This is a genomic window from Paenibacillus arenilitoris, assembly GCF_014705655.1.
In the GTDB taxonomy this organism is placed as follows: domain Bacteria; phylum Bacillota; class Bacilli; order Paenibacillales; family Paenibacillaceae; genus Pristimantibacillus; species Pristimantibacillus arenilitoris.
Genome location: NZ_JACXIY010000024.1, coordinates 50,057 through 66,573, shown reverse-complemented (window position 1 = coordinate 66,573; position 16,517 = coordinate 50,057). Strand labels below are relative to the sequence as shown.

The 16,517-nt window shown below is 56.2% G+C and carries 13 protein-coding genes and 1 pseudogene; 3 read left to right on the top strand and 11 right to left on the bottom strand.

The genetic code is table 11. From position 1 onward, the window contains the following. Positions 1 to 116: 116 nt before the first annotated feature. Entirely contained in the window at positions 117 to 587 is a 471-nt protein-coding gene (locus tag IDH41_RS19855; protein ID WP_190864105.1) for a MarR family winged helix-turn-helix transcriptional regulator, read from the bottom strand. A 109-nt stretch (positions 588 to 696) separates the two neighbouring features. Here IDH41_RS19855 and IDH41_RS19850 point away from each other — a divergent pair, with 109 nt between their 5' ends. Both IDH41_RS19850 and udk read left to right on the top strand, forming a co-directional pair. After that, the gene (locus IDH41_RS19850) at positions 697 to 1,617 is read left to right on the top strand and encodes an alpha/beta hydrolase family protein (protein ID WP_190864103.1); all 921 of its coding nucleotides are present in this window, start codon (positions 697 to 699) and stop codon (positions 1,615 to 1,617) included. Positions 1,618 to 2,174: 557 nt separating this feature from the next. Then, positions 2,175 to 2,804, top strand: a pseudogene (udk, locus tag IDH41_RS19845) (uridine kinase). Between the two features lie 66 nt (positions 2,805 to 2,870). Here udk and IDH41_RS19840 read toward each other — a convergent pair. From IDH41_RS19840 to IDH41_RS19810, 7 genes are all read right to left on the bottom strand, one after another. After that, entirely contained in the window at positions 2,871 to 3,392 is a 522-nt protein-coding gene (locus IDH41_RS19840) for a phosphatase PAP2 family protein (protein WP_190864101.1), read from the bottom strand. 296 nt (positions 3,393 to 3,688) lie between these two features. Continuing rightward, positions 3,689 to 5,011 (bottom strand): IS4 family transposase, encoded by a 1,323-nt coding sequence (locus IDH41_RS19835; RefSeq protein WP_190864100.1) that lies wholly within the window; start codon positions 5,009 to 5,011, stop codon positions 3,689 to 3,691. Between the two features lie 225 nt (positions 5,012 to 5,236). Then, positions 5,237 to 6,040 (bottom strand): carbohydrate ABC transporter permease, encoded by an 804-nt coding sequence (locus IDH41_RS19830; RefSeq protein WP_190864098.1) that lies wholly within the window; start codon positions 6,038 to 6,040, stop codon positions 5,237 to 5,239. Then, positions 6,037 to 6,939, bottom strand: a complete 903-nt coding sequence (locus tag IDH41_RS19825) for a carbohydrate ABC transporter permease (protein WP_190864096.1) — start codon at positions 6,937 to 6,939, stop codon at positions 6,037 to 6,039. The genes IDH41_RS19830 and IDH41_RS19825 overlap by 4 nt, the downstream gene beginning before the upstream one ends. A 13-nt stretch (positions 6,940 to 6,952) precedes the next feature. Continuing rightward, entirely contained in the window at positions 6,953 to 8,332 is a 1,380-nt protein-coding gene (locus IDH41_RS19820; RefSeq protein ID WP_190864094.1) for an ABC transporter substrate-binding protein, read from the bottom strand. A gap of 84 nt (positions 8,333 to 8,416) precedes the next feature. Beyond that, positions 8,417 to 10,198, bottom strand: a complete 1,782-nt coding sequence (locus IDH41_RS19815; RefSeq protein ID WP_190864092.1) for a sensor histidine kinase — start codon at positions 10,196 to 10,198, stop codon at positions 8,417 to 8,419. Between the two features lie 6 nt (positions 10,199 to 10,204). Further along, a complete protein-coding gene (locus IDH41_RS19810) occupies positions 10,205 to 11,761 on the bottom strand; it encodes a response regulator (RefSeq protein ID WP_190864090.1) in 1,557 nt (518 codons plus the stop codon). 390 nt (positions 11,762 to 12,151) lie between these two features. On the opposite strand from IDH41_RS19810, the gene IDH41_RS19805 reads away from it, so the two are divergent. After that, positions 12,152 to 13,000 carry a DNA-primase RepB domain-containing protein gene (locus tag IDH41_RS19805; RefSeq protein WP_190864089.1) on the top strand — a complete coding sequence of 283 codons (849 nt, stop codon included), beginning with the start codon at positions 12,152 to 12,154 and terminating at the stop codon, positions 12,998 to 13,000. A gap of 367 nt (positions 13,001 to 13,367) precedes the next feature. Here the strand turns inward: IDH41_RS19805 and IDH41_RS19800 are convergent, their stop codons facing one another. From IDH41_RS19800 to IDH41_RS19790, 3 genes are all read right to left on the bottom strand, one after another. Further along, positions 13,368 to 14,504 carry a glycosyl hydrolase family 8 gene (locus IDH41_RS19800; RefSeq protein ID WP_190864086.1) on the bottom strand — a complete coding sequence of 379 codons (1,137 nt, stop codon included), beginning with the start codon at positions 14,502 to 14,504 and terminating at the stop codon, positions 13,368 to 13,370. Between the two features lie 105 nt (positions 14,505 to 14,609). Then, entirely contained in the window at positions 14,610 to 15,542 is a 933-nt protein-coding gene (locus tag IDH41_RS19795) for a carbohydrate ABC transporter permease (RefSeq protein WP_190864085.1), read from the bottom strand. A 14-nt stretch (positions 15,543 to 15,556) separates the two neighbouring features. Next, positions 15,557 to 16,465 carry an ABC transporter permease gene (locus tag IDH41_RS19790; protein ID WP_223829886.1) on the bottom strand — a complete coding sequence of 303 codons (909 nt, stop codon included), beginning with the start codon at positions 16,463 to 16,465 and terminating at the stop codon, positions 15,557 to 15,559. Positions 16,466 to 16,517 lie beyond the last annotated feature (52 nt).

The following is a 16,517-nucleotide window of genomic DNA, read 5'->3' as shown; positions in this document are numbered from 1 at the left end:
GAACGATGGGGTACCTTGAGGGGACTTTTGCTTGCTGAAGCAAAAGCCCCTCCGTCGTTTTGGTGGAAGGGGCCGGTTTAATAAACGTTCAACATAATCTGCTTCAAAAAACGTGGTCATGGCGTCAGGGCATTACTAGACGCTGTAGACCCTTTTTTTGTTCTTTCTGCTAGCTTCGTAATCGACTCAATGTCTTGATCGGTTAATTGATCTAAGAAATGCTTGCGTATCGCCTTTGCGACTATGGGACGTGCATCATCCAATGCTGATTTTCCAGCGGAAGTGATGATGACTTGTACGCCACGATCTTTATCCAATGATTTCCTCAACACGAGCCCGCGCTTTTCCATTCTCGTCAGATGATGTGACAATCGACTCTTATCCCAGTCCATCGAGACGCCTAAGTCCTGTTGGCGAAGGTTGCCCTCCCCCAAAAGGTCTAACCGATCCAATACCCCATAATCGCCCTCTGAAAGTCCGGTGTGCTCCGACATCTCTTTTATTATTCGACCGAAGATGCTGTGAAAGGAGCCTTTCCACATATACCATAATTGAATTTCTTCTTCGTTTAGTTTGCTCTTATCCATGGGAACATTTTAACACGGTTGACGTGTCAACTACAATATGCTACAGTTACTTGAGGTTGACACATCAACCTGTTCTAATATTGAAAAGACCAAGAAAGGAACATCTATTATGGAAATGAACGTAAGTACGTCTACTCCGGTCGTCTCGGTAAAGCCGGTAGTACTGTCAGCCCCGGACCGCGGCGAGGATTTGCAAGTGCGGGTATCAGTGCCAGCGACGGGTAGCCGATTGCCTATTATTATTTTCTCGCATGGATTTGGTTGGTCGTTGGACGGCTACGGTCCGTTAGTCGACTACTGGGCTGCACACGGCTTCGCGGTCATTCAACCTACCCATCTCGACTCGAGGACGTTGAATCTTCCTCCTGACGATCCCCGTACACCGCAGATCTGGCGTTTCCGAGTCGAGGACCTGAAGCTCATCCTTGACCATCTCGATCTCATTGAAGCTTCCGTTCCAAGCCTCGGCGGGCGTCTCGATCGGAGCCGCATCGCCGCAGCCGGACACTCCTGGGGAGGCCAAACGGTGAGCATGCTGCTCGGAGCGCGTGTCCTCGATGCCAATGGAGAACCGGGAGAGGACATGTCCGACCCGCGGATCAAGGCGGGTGTATTGCTTTCCACGACTGGCCTGGGTGGAGCTGACTTGAGTCCGTTCGCGGCAGAGCACTTCCCATTTATGAACCCGAGCTTCTCCGATATGAGGACGCCGACTCTTGTGGTCGCGGGGGATCGTGACCAATCCCTGCTGTCCACTCGGGGGCCGGATTGGTTCACAGACCCCTATTTCCTGAGTCCGGGCAGCAAGAGCCTGCTCACCCTCTTTGGGGCAGAACATTCTCTTGGTGGAATTGCCGGGTTCAACGTCGCGGAGACGACGGACGAGAATCCCGAACGAGTTGCTTTGCTCCGGCAGCTCACGTGGTCTTACCTTCGCGATGCGCTCAATCTCGACGATTCCAGCTGGCTGGCAGCCCTGAAGGCTCTGGAGGAGGGCGCCAATTCGTTAGGTCGCATTGAATCCAAGTAAGAACCTGCAAAGCGTGATCAAAGCGAATCGAGGAAAGGGCCATCCCGCAAAAGTGGCCCTTAAACTTGCCGTTACAGACATCACGGAGGTGTTATGAACATGTTAAAAATCATAGCCGGATTTCTTGGCACTGCCTTGCTTCTGAATCCGTCGACTGCGCATGCCGATGAGAATGAATCAAAGTTTGTCGTTCTGGATGGAAAGTATGTTGACGGTCGAGTCTATATGCCGCTATGAGCTGCCGGGAACGGCATTGGCGCTGTGCATTTAAGTATAATAAGAGTGGCATGTTGCCACCTCATTGATGTGAATATAGCAAATGCAAAAGGGGAATGCCCTCTAGAGCGGATGATGCGTCTCGCCTCAGCCGGCGCGTGATCTGTTCCAGGCAGCGCGTATCATGCCGGGACCTGCAAATGTGCAGGCATTATGGCCGCTCTATGCGTGCGGCGAATGCGCCGATCGGGCTCAACGCCGGGGAGAGATGAATAAATGGCAGCGCTATGCTACAATACTGGAATTGCAACGAGTAACCCCGCAGGAGGCTTAACCTACTTATGCTCATCATCGGAATCGCCGGAGGGACCGGCTCCGGCAAAACGACGGTCGCCCGCGCCGTCATCGACCGTCTCGGGCCGGACAAAGTCACGTTCATCTCCTAGGATAATTATTATAAGGAAGACCTGACCCTCAGCCTGGCCGAACGCGAGCTCATCAATTACGATCATCCGCTCGCCTTCGACAACGAGCTCCTCGTCGCGGATCTGCGCCGGCTCAAGGAAGGGCAAGCCGCCTGCGCGCCGGTCTACGATTTCGCCGCGTACGCCCGCTCCAAGGCGGAGAGCGTAACGCTGCCGCCGAACAACATCGTCATCCTCGAAGGGCTGCACGTGCAGTCCGACGAGAATGTGCGGGAGCTGCTCGACATTAAAGTGTTCGTCGACACCGATCCTGACGTGCGCATCCTCCGCCGGGTGCTGCGGGACATCGAGGAACGAGGCCGGACGATCCAATCGATTCACGAACAATATTTGAAGACGGTCAAGCCGATGCACGAAGCGTTCATCGAGCCTTCCAAAAAATACGCCGACATCATCATCCCCGAAGGCGGGGAGAACGAGGTCGGCATTCAGCTGCTCACGGTATTGACCGAGAAGTATATGTCCGGGGACCGGTCCTGGACATAGGCGGCGACGGCCGCCGCTATTCCTCAATAGTCCTTCGCACCGATTCCTTGCGGGAGCCGCTCCCGCTCAAATCGTCAGGAACGCGGCGACCGCGATGCCGGTCGCGATCCCGATCGCCCCGCCTGCCGCGCAATCCGTCGGATAGTGGTAGCCCCAATAGATGCGCGATACGCCGACCAGGACGGCAAGCGCGATCATCAGCATGGACACGGCAGGCGGCGCCAGGAACAAAAGCGGCGTCACGATCGAGAAGATCGCCGTCGTATGGCCGGACGGGAACGAATAATCCTTCAGCGGAAAATTTCCGACCCGCACGTCGCTCAGCCTGCGGAACGGCCGCAATCGGCGCACCTTCTTCTTGATCAGCACGGCGATCAGATGGCTGACGGTCAGCGCCAGCGCGCACTGCAAACCGGCCCCCTTCCAATCGCCGGCGGCGAACCCGGCGATCATTAATGCGCTAATTATCGTAAAGGCGGCTCCGCCCATATGCGTAATGAATCCGAAGAACCGGTCCAGCGCCGCATGGCTCATTGTCCGGTTGCACCAGACGAGCACGCGATGATCGAATCTTTTTAACCAATGCATGGTCTACACCTCCGATAAGTAAAGTGTAGCAGCTCCGGGCCAGTCCCGAATCGAACCCGGGTTGGGTTGCGTACCCGACCATAGTCTAATTTCCTTAACGGCATCAAAAAAAAGAGCACCCGTCAAGACAATGTCATTAAGTTAATCGCTTTATCGGAGACCAGAAATAAAAATCGTTTGCGAACGGCATGGGGAGCAACCCTGAGCCGTTCGTTTTTTCGTGCAGACAAGGAAAAATGAGTACAGCAAACTAAGCGGATGGAAAATCCGCTTTAAAAATGTTCATAGGAGACGATTTATGCTACTCTGTAGACGAAGCTAACAGCTGATTTATAGCGAATTTTGCGCGTATTCTTCTGCCCTGGGCGAACGGGTCGAATCGGCAAAATGTTCTTGCGAATCAGCGCTTCAACATCGGGCGGGGGTTCATTCTCTCGGGAGCGCAGGAATTGTCTACACACGTAAACGGCAACTGTGAAGTTGACTTGGTAGGGGTGCCGTTTATCCATTTGGGAAATGACTACGTGCGAGGTAATCATTTCAGCAAAGTTGTACATGATCATTTTTGCGAAAATCTCCTGGATGATGGACTCTTGCTTCTTTGCGTGAAAATTTGTCAAGCCGACGGTGTACTTTAACGCCCTGAAAGAAGTTTCAATACCCCAGCGCAAGTTATAGATGGACCTGATTTCAGCGGGTGGAAAATCAACGGCAGAAAGGTTCGTAATGACGGTTTCATAAGCGCCATTAGGAAGGACCAAACGAACCACCCGAAAGGAAATCGGGTAAAACAAGTTCTCGCGCAAATCCAAAAAATCAAAGGTAGACGTGGAAGGAACAAACCTGTAGATCTCGGGATGCGCCTTCACCTCTTTGGTTTGTTTTTTGGTAAGTGTCAGACGAACGTCAATATCAAACTCCCCGCCAGCAGGCAAACGCAAGCCCGAAAGAATCCCGTTGGAATCCAAATCCTTTACCCGTATGACGAAATTCCACCCTTTGCGTTCAATATGTGCAAAATTGTTGTAGCTTTCATAACCTCGATCGGCAGTGACAATGGTTTTGCCTTTGATGGGCGAACGGTCAACCATAGCTGCCAGTGCTCTTCCTTCGTTGCACAACCTCCGCGGCTGAACGATGGCATCAACGTAAAGTCTGTTGCATAAGTCATAAGCTGCGTTCAAATGCAAAAGGTTATAGCCTTTCGTGTTCGGTTGACTTTGAAAGTAGGTTTCCGTGTCCGTAGCGTCCGTTGCGATATGCAAGTCCGAACCGTCAACTGCAAGTAATCGATACCCTCGGTAGTCTTTGAGATCCGTATACGATTTTGTAAATTCGTGAAACAAGAATTCCACGGCAGACGGCAGAATTTTATTCCTTTGCTGGACAAAGGCAGACGTGGTTGCGGTATTTACGTCATAGCCCTGTGACTCCAGGAGTTCCTTATAAATGCTGTTGCCGCCCATGGAGATCAGGAGTTGCATAACCGTTTCAAAGGGCAACTTCTTCTTGCGGGTAAAGTCGGTTTCAGGGTTTTTGACATAAGGCGCTGGCGCGGCTGACATATCTCTTATGAGGGATGTCAGCGTTTGCTTTAGCGAATTCGCGTACTCATTCATTGGCAAAACCTCCTCGTTTTTCAAGGGGCTTCGCCACACACTTTCACTTACATGTCAAGTCCTTTTTTCTCTTTTTCGCACAAAAAAAGAGCGGGCTATCTTTCGATAACCTGCTCTTTTTGTGATGTTGCGCCAACACCTTAACTTAATGACATTGCCCGTCAAGATGCTCCTTGTCCTGCTTACGGTTAACGGCCGCTTGCGATCCGCTGGCGCCGCAACGCGTCACCCTTTCACGGAACCGGCCGTTATGCCTTTAATGAACGTCTTCGAAGCGAGGATGAAGATGACGAGCAGCGGGACGACCGCCATGCACAGGGCGGTCATCATGGCCGCGTAATCGGTCCGGTGGACGATGCCCAGATTCGAGATGAAGAGCGGCAGCGTATACCACTTCTGGTTGTTGATCACGACGAGCGGCAGCAGGTAGCTGTTCCACGACCACAGGAAGACGAGCATCGCAAGCGTCGACAAGCCCGGCTTAACGAGCGGGAGCACGACCCGGAAGAAGATGCCGGGCTCCGAGCAGCCGTCGAGCCTTGCGGATTCGAGCAGCTCTTGCGACACGGTGTCCTTGATGAACTGGGTCATGAAAAACGCGCCGAACGGAAACGCCGTCCATATGAGAATGACGGGCAGCAGCGTATTGCCCATCCCGAGCGCCTTCATCTCGATGACGTACCCGATCAGCCCGACCTGCGTCGGGACCATCATCGTAATCATCATAAAGAAGTGAAGCGCGCTTCGCAGCCGGAACCGAAACTTCGCGATCGCATAGCCGATCATGGCGCTGATGAGCAAGCAGCTTGCGACGGCCGCCACGGACACCGTCAGGCTGTTCAGGTACACCTGCGCGAAGTTCGATCGAAACACGGTCGCCAGGTTTTCCCGCAAGAAATCGCTCGGCCAGAGCGGAAGCCCTTTGAATAAGTCCTCGGTGTAATAAGTCGACATCGTCATCATCAAGTAAAACGGCAGCAGCGATACGACGGAGATCAGCGCCAGGAACGCATAAGACAGGCGTCTCATCGGCTCTCCTCCTTCCCGGCGGTCAGCCGGTAGCTCACGATCGAGAACAGGATGATGATGACGAACAGCAAGTAGGCGATGGCGGCGCTGTAGCCGAAGTTGGAATTCGAGATGAACGATTCGTCGACGAATTTCCAGATGACGGTGAGCGCGGCATTGTCGGGGCCGCCGATTTGGGTCGAGCCGGACCAGCCTCCGTACAGCAGCTTCGGCTCGTCGAACAGCTGCAGCCCGCTGATGATTGAAGTCACGACCAGAAATACGGTAATATTCCGCAGCAGCGGAACGGTGATCTTGGCGAACAGCTGCAGGGGCCCGGCGCCGTCGATTTTGGCCGCCTCGTAAATGTCCTGCGAAATCGCCGTCATCCCCGCCAAATAAATAATCATAAAGTAGCCTAAGTGCTTCCACATAATCATGAGCGCGATGACGGCCTTGGCCGACCACGGCTCCTGCAGCCAATAGACGCCTTCGTCCAGCAAGCCCAGCCGGATGAACATTTCGTTCACGAAGCCGGTCTGCCAATCGAACATGAAGGAGAAGATAAAGCCGATCGCGACCGGAGTCGTGATATAGGGCAGAAAGTTGACCGTCTGCAGCAGCAGCCTGCCCTTCGCCGCGTTGAAGGTCAAATAAGCCACGGTGACGCCCAGAAGGAGAGTCGCCGGAATGGACATGATCATAATGACGAACGTGTTGTAGAGCGATTTGAAGAAGAGCGGATCGTCCGTGAGCAGCCTGACGTAATTTTGGAGCCCTACGAACGCTTTGTCCCCTATTCCGTTCCACTCGTAGAAGCTAAGGACAAGCGAATACATCGTCGGATACAGGTGAAAGGCCAAATACGTCAGCACGAAGGGCAGGGCGAAGAAGTACGGCCATTTGTTGATCGCTTTCATGGCGGGCCTCCTCTTACTTCACGTTCGCGTCGCGCGCTTTGCTCTTCACTTCGTCGATATATTTGCTCATGGCCGTATTGGCGTCGATCGACGCGTCCTTGGTCCACAGCGGATAGAGCGTCTTGAAGGCTTGCGTGACGATCGCCTCATACTTCGTCTGCGGCTGTCCGCTGACGCCCGGCACCACCTTCTCGACGAAATACTTCGACAGGTTCTGTCCGCCGAAAAACGCGTCGAACTCCGAGCCTTTGTCGATAAGCTCCCGATTATTCTCGTAGAACGACTTCACGCCCGGCAGGAAGCCGAATTTCTCCGCGGCGATCTTCGTGCCTTCGTCGGACAAGTAGCAGAAGTTCATGTACGCCCATGCCGCTTCCTTCACCTTGCTGTCCTTATAGACGCTCACCGACGTGCCGCCCAGCGTGAAGCTGCCTTCCGGAGCGGCCACGAGCCCCCAGCGGCCCGAGCCGTCTTTGTCGTTCGCGGCCACCTGCCACTTCGGGCTCCAGGTCGCGGACGGATAGAAGAGGTAATCGCCGCTTGCGAAGGAAGCCGCCCATGAAGGGGAGCCGTTCTCCAATTTGCCGATGATGCCCTTATCCCTCATATCGAACAGCCGGTCCAGCGTCGGTTTCATTTTGCCCGTCAGGTCGATGTCTTCCCCTTTGATGTATTCCATCCCCCTCTGCCCGTTAAGAACGAAGTAAGCGTCGAGCAGGCCGGGGAGCATCAGCACCTTGCCGCCGCTCTTCTCCTTGATCTCGATTCCTTTGGCCGTGAAGGCATCCCAATCCTTGATCATGCCCTCGATCTCGTCCGGGTTATCCGTCCCCAAATATTCCTTGGCCAGATCCCTTCTATAGGCAAGGCCCGCTACCGCGATCTGCTGCTCGATCCCGACCAATTTGTCCTCCGAGTTCGTCATCAGCGGCACGACGTAATCGAGCATTTGCTCTCTCTGGAAGTTGTACGGCGCGCCCTCCAAATCGTCCAGAATATCCAGATCGAACAGCTTGCCGCGGTAGCCGACCTCTCCCATAATGACGTCCGGGATATCCGAGCCGGATACGATCCCGCTCTGCAGCTTCTGCAAATAATCGGTATTGCTCACGACGGTATATTCCACTTTAATGTTCGGGTACAGCTTATTGAATTCGGGTATCATCGTTTCGTGGAACGCCTCGTCCCAGTCCCACACCTTGATCGTGGCCGAGATTTGCTTCGGATCCTTGGCGCCGTCTCCTTCGGCCGTCCCTGCGTCCGTGCCTGCCGGCGACGGCTGCGAATCGGTGTTGCTGCCCGCCGGGCCGGCGCCGCAGCCTGCAAGAAGCATGGCGAACAGGATGAACAGCAGAAGCGCGGAAGACCGGCTTTTTCCTTTCCCAAAGCTCATGTGAACCCCTCCATCCCTTAATTGGTAAGCGCTTGCAATCCCATCTTAACAGCGCGGCGGCTCTCCTTGAACGATGCAAAACGGCTATTTTGTATCGAATCCGGGGATCGCTCCTCCCGCCGCCTGCCGCCATTGCCTGAACGGGAGCTTCAGGACGACTCTCGTGCCGACGCCGGGCTCGCTCTCCACGCTCAGGCCGAAGGCCGGGCCGTACAGGAAACGGATGCGCTCTTTAATATTTCGCAGGCCGATGCCTCTCGTCTGATTGCTCGTTCCCGCCGCTTCGGGGCTGCGAAGCTTAAGCCGCCAGGTCGCTTCGTCCATTCCGACCCCGTCGTCCTCGACCGAGACGGTCAGCGTCTCGCCCTCCAGGACGGTTCGTATGCGGATCGTGCCCTGCCCGTCCATCGGACATATGCCGTGGAACAGGGCGTTCTCCACCAGCGGCTGGATGACCATCTTCGGAATGACCGCGTCCCGCGCCTCCTCTTCGATGTCCCATTCGACGGCGAACCTGTCCGGGTAACGGAATTGCTGGATGTCCACGTACCTCTCCACGATGCTCCGCTCCTCGCTTACGGTGGAGAAGCCGTCCCCGACCTTCATCGAATCCTGCAAAATGCCGATCAGCGCCAGTGCGATCTTCGCGGCATCGCGGCTCCGTTCGGCGTGGGAGAGGTATATAAGCGTATTTAACGTGTTGTAAATAAAATGCGGATTGATCTGCGACAGCAGCAGCTCGATCTGCATCCTTTGCTTCGTTTCCTCGTTCTGCAGCGAGGCCGCCATATGCGCCTTGATCTCCGACACCATTCGGTTAAACCCCCCGCCCAATATTTCGAGCTCGTCGCCGCTGCGGATCGCGATGCTCGTATTGAAATCCCCTACCGACACGCGCTTCATGGCGCTCACCAGCCGGGATATCGGCTTCGTAATGTTGAAAATAACCGGAAGAATAAGGATCAGGGTGAAGACAAGGCTCGAAATAATGATCCAAATGTAATAAACGAGAATCTTGTTGATTTTGTGAAACAGCTTCTCCTTCGAGATGATTGCCGCCTGTTTCCAGCCTTCCTTCATGGAGCGGTTCGTGATGACGATATAGTCGTCATTCTCGGCGTACGGCCGTTCCGGGTCGGCGAGGCCGCCTTGAATGAGCACCGTATGGTCGGCCGCCGTTCTCTCTGGGCTGCTGACGATCGGCGCCCCGTCCTGATTCAGCAGCCGAATCTGCTCGAAATCGCCGCGGCTGTCGTTAAACACGTTCTTCAGCTCCGGATAATAAATGTCGAGCACGAGCGTGTAATGGGGCGACGTCAGGCTCAGCTCGTTGCGGTAATTGACGACGTAGCTGATTCCGGTTTGCATTTTGCTCAAGTGAAACGAATCATGGGGCACCGAGAAGCCCTTCTGGACCCGCTTCTCCTGCAACCCGGTGAACCATGGCTGGCTCAAATACTGCTTGTAATAGTCGTCATAGCCGGAAAAGGCGGAAAAAAATTCGCCGTCCCCGCGCACGATCAGCACGTTCGTGACGGTCGAATTGAGCGCGATGAACCGCTGCAGCTTCTCCTGGATGGCGACCTTCTTGAAATATTCCTGCTCCAGGCTCATGCCCGGCGCCTCGAGCAGCGATTCGTTCAGCTCCGTGTCCGTAATGACGTACTCGGCCGTCTTCGCAACCTGCTCCTGCATTTTCTGGATTTGGGACGAGATTTGCTCCAGCTTCGTCCGGCTGTCCTTGACCGACTGCTCCCGGATGATGCCGATGACGTATTGGTACGTGAACAAGCCGCTTAACAGCAGCGACAGCGAGACGACCAGCGCCGTGCTGGCCACGATTTTCGTCCTTATTTTCATCCGCATCGCCGCTTACCCCCGCCCTTCGACGTAATCGAGCGGATTGACGCCCATTTTTTTGCGAAACACCTGGCTGAAATATTGGCTGCTGCCGTAGCCGACCATTTCGGCGATTTCGTAAATTTTGTGCCTTCCCGCCAGGAGCAACTCGCCCGCCTTCTTCATTCGCACCTCCGTCACGTAGTCGAGGAGCGTCCGGCCGGTCTCTTCCTTGAAGAGATGCCTCAGATGGTCGCCGCTGATCCCGAGCTTCCCGGCGATGCTTTCGGTCGTCAATTCGTCCGAATAATGGTCGTGAATAAACGCAAGCGCTTGACGAATCTTCTTCGAATAGCGGGCGGTGGAATGACGCTCCGCCTCCTCCCGCGCCTCGCGGTACATCGCGGCGAACCAGTCGCGGATGTCGGCAAGCCGGTACCAGCAAGCCGGATCGATCCGGCCATCGGCCATCAGCTTGTCCGTCGCGGCCAGGCCGTGGCTCGCCCTGAATTTGTCCAATACGCGAAGGAGCTCGCGGCAAACGGCCGTCAGCGCTTCATCGCCGGCGGCATGCAGGAACAAGCTTTCCATCGTGGCGCTTACCGACGCGGGATCGCCGCCTTCCAGGCTGGATGCGGCTGCATCCAGCAGGGCGGCGGGAATCGGTTCCGGCTCCTCGCGCGGGGGGAGCGTCTCATCGGAAAACCGGATTTGACTCCGCCCCGTCCGCGGCATCCTTCGCCGCAGCCGCTCCAGCTCCTCGAACGCGTCGCCCAGCTCCGTCAGCCGGGCGAAAGGGCGGGAGAGAACGATCGACGCGGTCTTGCCGTTTTGCGTCTCGAAATTTCCTTGAATGGACCGGCATGCCCCGGTCAGCCCCTCCCTCAGCTCCCGCCGGCTCGGCATTCGCTTCACGGCCAGCAAGACGGCGAACTCTCCCGCCTTAAGCGGCATTAGTTCCACCGCCGCAACGGTCGGATGAGGCAGAGGGAGCAGCCGCAGCTTCGCCGGAGCCGATCCTCCCGCCTCCTCCATGATCGGCAGCACGGGAAAGGGCCGATCCTCCTTCAGAAGCAGCAGAAGCAGCTCGTCGCCGAGGCTCTTCGCGAACTGCGTCAGCCGCTCGATCTGATGATCGGCCGGGACGCGACCGGCGAGCATATCGGCTAACAGCTGGCGCCGGATCATCCCTTCGCGCTGCCGCTCATGCTCAAGCTCCTGCCTGATCCGGTCCAGCTCCTCGGTCAGGCTCTCCGCCTGCACGTCATGCTTCAGCATATAGTTAACGACGCCAAGCTTCACCGCCTCGCGCGCGTATTCGAATTCCTTGTAGGACGTCAACAGGACGACCTTGACCGGAAAGCCCGCTTCGAGCAGCCTTCGGGTGAAATCCAGCCCGTTCATGACGGGCATCCGGATGTCGACGAACACGAGATCCGGCTTCAGCTTATGGCATAGCTCCAGCGCCTTGGCGGGATTGGCGGATTCGCCGGCAACCTCGAAGCCATGCGCCTGCCAATCGATCAACTGCTTCAAATGCCGTATCGCCAAAATTTCGTCGTCGACGATCACGACCTTATAAGGGTTCAACGCCGATCATCTCCTTCATGTTAAGTTCCGGCGGCCCGCACCCGCGCCTAAGATAGCGTTTACATTTTCGCGCGCCGACTCCTGTCGCTGCGGGACTCACGCCGCCCTCCCCTGGGAGGCCGGCAAGGTATTGCTATTCTAACATCCCGTCCGGGCGGAAGAAACAGCAAATTCATGGATCGGCGCACAGCCGATTCCGCACAGCCGTTGCGCGCGAAGTCGAAGCGGCTGCTTCAGCTTCTCCATCGCTTTGGAGAGGCTGCTCCATGTATTTTCGGGCCGAAAAATGGGTTCCGCCGCTCACACTCGCCGCCCCGGGCCGGAATATGCTTGTGTAAGCCAAAATCATTGCTTGTATAGAAGCCTATATGAAGGATGTGGATGTGAGCTATGAAACCGAATTCACCCGGCTATTCCGGCCTATTGCGCCGCAGCTCCCGGCAGGCGCACCGTTTCATCCGAAAGCTCGGCTGCAAGGAGAACGAGCGGCTCCATTTTATTTTGGTCCACGACGCCATTGGCGCAAGCGGCCGCAGCCATTCCGCCTCCCGCAAGCCGGCGTTCGCCCTGAATAAGGAACTCGGAGCGATCGAACCGCAAGTGTCGCAAATGAAGCTCGTTACAGGCACTGGCCAGCCGGTGCACGTGTTCAGCGCGAACGCGAAAGGTTACGCGGTATTCATGGAAATTAACCGGAGGGAGGAGAAGAGCGGCGAAATCAACGGCATCCGGGCGCAGTTTATCGACGTGGACCTGAATAAGATCGCCGCGGAGGCGGACACGATGGAGCAAGCGAAGCGGATAGCGGAGCGGCTGCGAGCGGATCGCGCGGAGAAGCTCGCCTCCGTCGAGATCACCCGGTCGAAGCGAGGAAAGTACCGGATCGTTGCCCGGCGGACGAAGGCGAGGGTGGGCCGGCTGAAGACCGCGTTTCTGAATCGGTACCGCGACCGCTTCAAGGACGCGATGATCGTCGAGACGGGCAACGGCTTCCACGTTTATTGGGCGATCGAGGGCGGCAGCCTCGCGAAGTTCGTCCCCCTTCAGCAGGCGCTGGCGGCGAGGTTCGGGGGCGACCCGCTCATTACGAACCTGAAGAGGGTCATGCGCATTCCCGGCTTCTACCATATGAAGGACCCGAAGGCGCCTTACCTGGTCCGGGTCGTCCATTGGGGGAGGAAGAAGCCGTTTACGCAGGAGGAATTGGCGAAGAGGTTTGCTTTAAATACTGGCCGCTGACGGCTTCAACCCCGTTTGATGGGAAACGGAGGCGGCAGGTCTAAATTTTAGATCTGATTGCGGAAAATAGGTGGTTTTAGGGCAATCAGGTCTATTTTTTAGACCTGATTTCGTTATAATGGTGCGGAAGACGCCTGTTGGGCGGGAAACGAAGGCATCAGGTCTAAATTTTAGACCTGATTGCGGAAAATTGGTGGTTTTAGGGCAATCAGGTCTAATTTTTAGACCTGATTTCGTCAATATGGCGCGATAGCGGCCTGTTGGGCGGGAAACGGGGGGCCTTTTGATAACTAGCGCCTTCGCTCATTAACCTAAATACAAGAAAAAGACGACTCCAAGCCGCGTGAGCCTGAAGTCGTCTCCTCTTCTATTTCCAAATCCGGTACCGGCCGCTTAACGCGAGCAGGGCGAACAGGTACAAGCAGTTGTCGTAATACCGCCTGACCCCGGTCCGGACGGGCGTCCGCCAGAACAGCCGGACGGCGTCCTCCGCATGCGGCCCCGCCGCGGCGAGCGAGGCCATCGCGTTCGCGGCCAGCAGGCCGACCGGATGAAGCGACTTCTCCTCGAACGGCTCGCCGTCGATACGGTACCTCCGATAGTCCTCCGGGCTCTTGTCCGCGAAGAACGCCTGGATGCGGTTCACGATCCCGACGAGCCGCTCATCGGCCCCGAACCATGCGCCGTCCAGCCCGATGTTGGCCGCCACGCGGTAAGAATCGCTGAAGAAATGGCCGTAGCCCTTGTCGTTGTTCGGCGTGCCGTCGTAATGGGCGTACTCGGGCGCCAGCCCGGTCTCCGGATGGCAGGCGATTTGCAGGTAGGACCTGCTCGCTTCCGCCGCCTCCTTCCAGAAATCGCGATCCTCCGGATACGCCCACAAGGCGAACAGCTCGTAAAAATGCGGCAGGTGGTACGACGGGTCGGAATATTCGCAGTCGGGTATGAATTTGATCAGTTTATTTTGCGGATTCCACATCGGGTATCCTTCGCCGTCCTCCCCTCTGTGGAGGCAGGTGCGCAGCAAATCCCGCGCCTGCTTGCCGTAATCGAACGGCGCGGGTCCGTCTCCCCATCGATGGGAGGCGAAGAACAGCGCCATGGCGAAATATTCCTCGCCGTCCGGCGCCGGACCGTTCGACCGCCGGGAGCCGTCCGGATTGCACGACCACGCGAAGTAGCCGGCATGGAGACCCTCCGTCATGTACATGTACGTATGCGTCCAGTTCCAGAGCCGGTCGAACACGTCCTTCCGGCCATACTGAACGGCCATCATCATGCCGTAGGACATGCCCTCCGAACGGACGTCGAGATTGCCGGTGTCGAGCATATAGCCCAAGTCGTCGCCGACCGGATAGTATATGCGGGTATCCTCGTCCCCTTCGAACAGCGCTTCCCATACGTCCTCCAGCCTGCGGGCGATCTCCTCCTCCGGAATGCCGAGCTCCGCAAGCGCGTTGCGGTATCGCCCCGTATAATAAGCACCTTCCGTTGCAACAGCCATGTTATCCCCTCCGTGTTATCGATAGCGGCCGGTGAATTCCCTATTCAATTCATTACTAGCCGTTACTAGCCTTTGTTAGCCTTGTTAACCTCCTTGTTAGCCCCGTTAACCTTTAACGCCGCCAACCGTCATGCCCTTCACGAAATATTTCTGCAGAAACGGGTACACCATAATGATCGGCAACGATGCGGCGATCGTCATCGTCGCCCGGATCGAGAACGGCGTGACCGCGTTCGCGTCCTGGCTGCCGGCGCTTGCGAACGCGTCGCCCGCCGACTTGGCGGACATGGACGCATTGGAGTTTTGCAATATTTTCTGCAGCTCGTACTGCAGCGTGCTCAGATCGATGTTCGAGGAGTTGTACAAGAACACGTCGAACCATTGGTTCCATTGATACACTCCGGTAAAGAGCGCGACCGTCGCGAGCACCGGCGTGCAGAGCGGGAGCACGATGTGGAAAAAGTTCCGGTACTCCCCGGCGCCGTCGATGCGGGCCGACTCCAGGATGCTCTCCGGCAGCCCTTCGATGAACGACCGGATAATGATCAGGTTGAACACGCCGATCAAGCCCGGCCATATATACACCCAGAAGCTGTCGATCAAGCCCAGATCCCGGATCAATAGAAAGTTGGGAATAAGGCCGCCGTTAATGTACATCGTCAGAATAAAGGCCACCGTCACGAACTTCCGCAGGACGAATTCCTGCCTGCTGATCGTATAGGCGACCATTGCCGAGCAGAATACGGTCGCCACCGTGCCGATCACGGTCCGCAGCACCGAGATCATCGTCGCGTGGAAGATCGTCGCCTCGGCCAGTACGTACTTGTAGTTGTCGAGCGTCCATTCCCTCGGCCATACGTAGATGCCGCCTTTGATCGAATCGTTGGCGTCGTTCAGCGAGACGGCCAGCGTGTTCAGGAACGGGTACAAGGTCACCACCATAAGCAGCGTCAGAAACGTATAGTTCGCGTAATCGAACAGCCGGTCGCCAAGCGCCATGGGCCTGCGTTTTTTGTTTTTCCCCGCTACTTCCGCCATCGTAAGCCTCCTCTCTAGTACAGCCTCGCTTCGCCGAGACGCTTCGAGACGTTGTTCGCGACGAACAGCAAAATAAAGCTGACCACCGTCTTGAACATGCCCGCCGCGATCGACAGCGAGAAATTGCTTTGCGCGATGCCGTATTTCAATACGAATATGTCAAGATTCTCGGAATAATCGACGTTCATCCCGTTGCCAAGCAGGTATTGCGGCTCGAATCCCGATTCCATCAAATAGCCGATATTCATAATGAGAAGCACGACGATAACGGGCTTGATCCCCGGCAGCGTAATATGCCACATCCGTTTGAACCGCCCAGCCCCGTCCATCTCCGCCGCCTCGTATTGCGCGGGATCGATCATCGTCATGGCCGCCAAATAGACGATCGTGTTCCAGCCTACGTCCTTCCATACCGTCCCGGCTCCGAAGATGGTCCAGAAATATTCCGGAATGCCGAGGAACAAGACGCCTTCCTTAATAAAGCCTGCCTTCATCAGCAATTCGTTTATGATGCCGTCCGGCGACAGCGTGCTTTGAATAATGCCCGCCGCCACGACCCAGGAGATGAAATGCGGCAAGTAGCTGACGGTCTGCACGACCCGTTTGAACATAACCTTCCTGACCTCGTTAAGCAGCAAAGCCAGCGCGATGGCGGTGACGAAGCCAAGCACCAGGTTAATCCCGCTCATTGCGAGCGTATTGCGCAATACCCGAATAAACCGTTCATCCTCGAACAAAAAGCGGAAATGCGTAAGGCCCGCCCACTCCTGCTCCCAGAAGCCGAGCGCCGGCTTATATTTCTGAAACGCGATCGTCCAACCCCACATCGGCATGTATTTGAATATAAACAGCCAGATCAGGAAGGGGACGCTCATAACGACCAGCGCCCGCTGCTGGAGCAGCAGCTTGAAAAACCTGGCCATGCCTGCCGGTTTTTTCGCGATCGCACCGGTGGCTGGTATGCCCGCCGTGTTA

Excerpts from the sequence above, each read along its gene's own strand:
- IDH41_RS19795 (WP_190864085.1), bottom strand. The coding sequence starts at position 15,542 with ATGGCGGAAGTAGCGGGGAAAAACAAAAAACGCAGGCCCATGGCGCTT.
- IDH41_RS19830 (WP_190864098.1), bottom strand. The coding sequence starts at position 6,040 with ATGAGACGCCTGTCTTATGCGTTCCTGGCGCTGATCTCCGTCGTATCG.
- IDH41_RS19800 (WP_190864086.1), bottom strand. The coding sequence starts at position 14,504 with ATGGCTGTTGCAACGGAAGGTGCTTATTATACGGGGCGATACCGCAAC.
- IDH41_RS19840 (WP_190864101.1), bottom strand. The coding sequence starts at position 3,392 with ATGCATTGGTTAAAAAGATTCGATCATCGCGTGCTCGTCTGGTGCAAC.
- IDH41_RS19790 (WP_223829886.1), bottom strand. The coding sequence starts at position 16,465 with ATGGCCAGGTTTTTCAAGCTGCTGCTCCAGCAGCGGGCGCTGGTCGTT.
- IDH41_RS19835 (WP_190864100.1), bottom strand. The coding sequence starts at position 5,011 with ATGAATGAGTACGCGAATTCGCTAAAGCAAACGCTGACATCCCTCATA.
- IDH41_RS19805 (WP_190864089.1), top strand. The coding sequence starts at position 12,152 with ATGAAACCGAATTCACCCGGCTATTCCGGCCTATTGCGCCGCAGCTCC.
- IDH41_RS19825 (WP_190864096.1), bottom strand. The coding sequence starts at position 6,939 with ATGAAAGCGATCAACAAATGGCCGTACTTCTTCGCCCTGCCCTTCGTG.
- IDH41_RS19850 (WP_190864103.1), top strand. The coding sequence starts at position 697 with ATGGAAATGAACGTAAGTACGTCTACTCCGGTCGTCTCGGTAAAGCCG.
- IDH41_RS19815 (WP_190864092.1), bottom strand. The coding sequence starts at position 10,198 with ATGCGGATGAAAATAAGGACGAAAATCGTGGCCAGCACGGCGCTGGTC.
- IDH41_RS19855 (WP_190864105.1), bottom strand. The coding sequence starts at position 587 with ATGGATAAGAGCAAACTAAACGAAGAAGAAATTCAATTATGGTATATG.
- IDH41_RS19820 (WP_190864094.1), bottom strand. The coding sequence starts at position 8,332 with ATGAGCTTTGGGAAAGGAAAAAGCCGGTCTTCCGCGCTTCTGCTGTTC.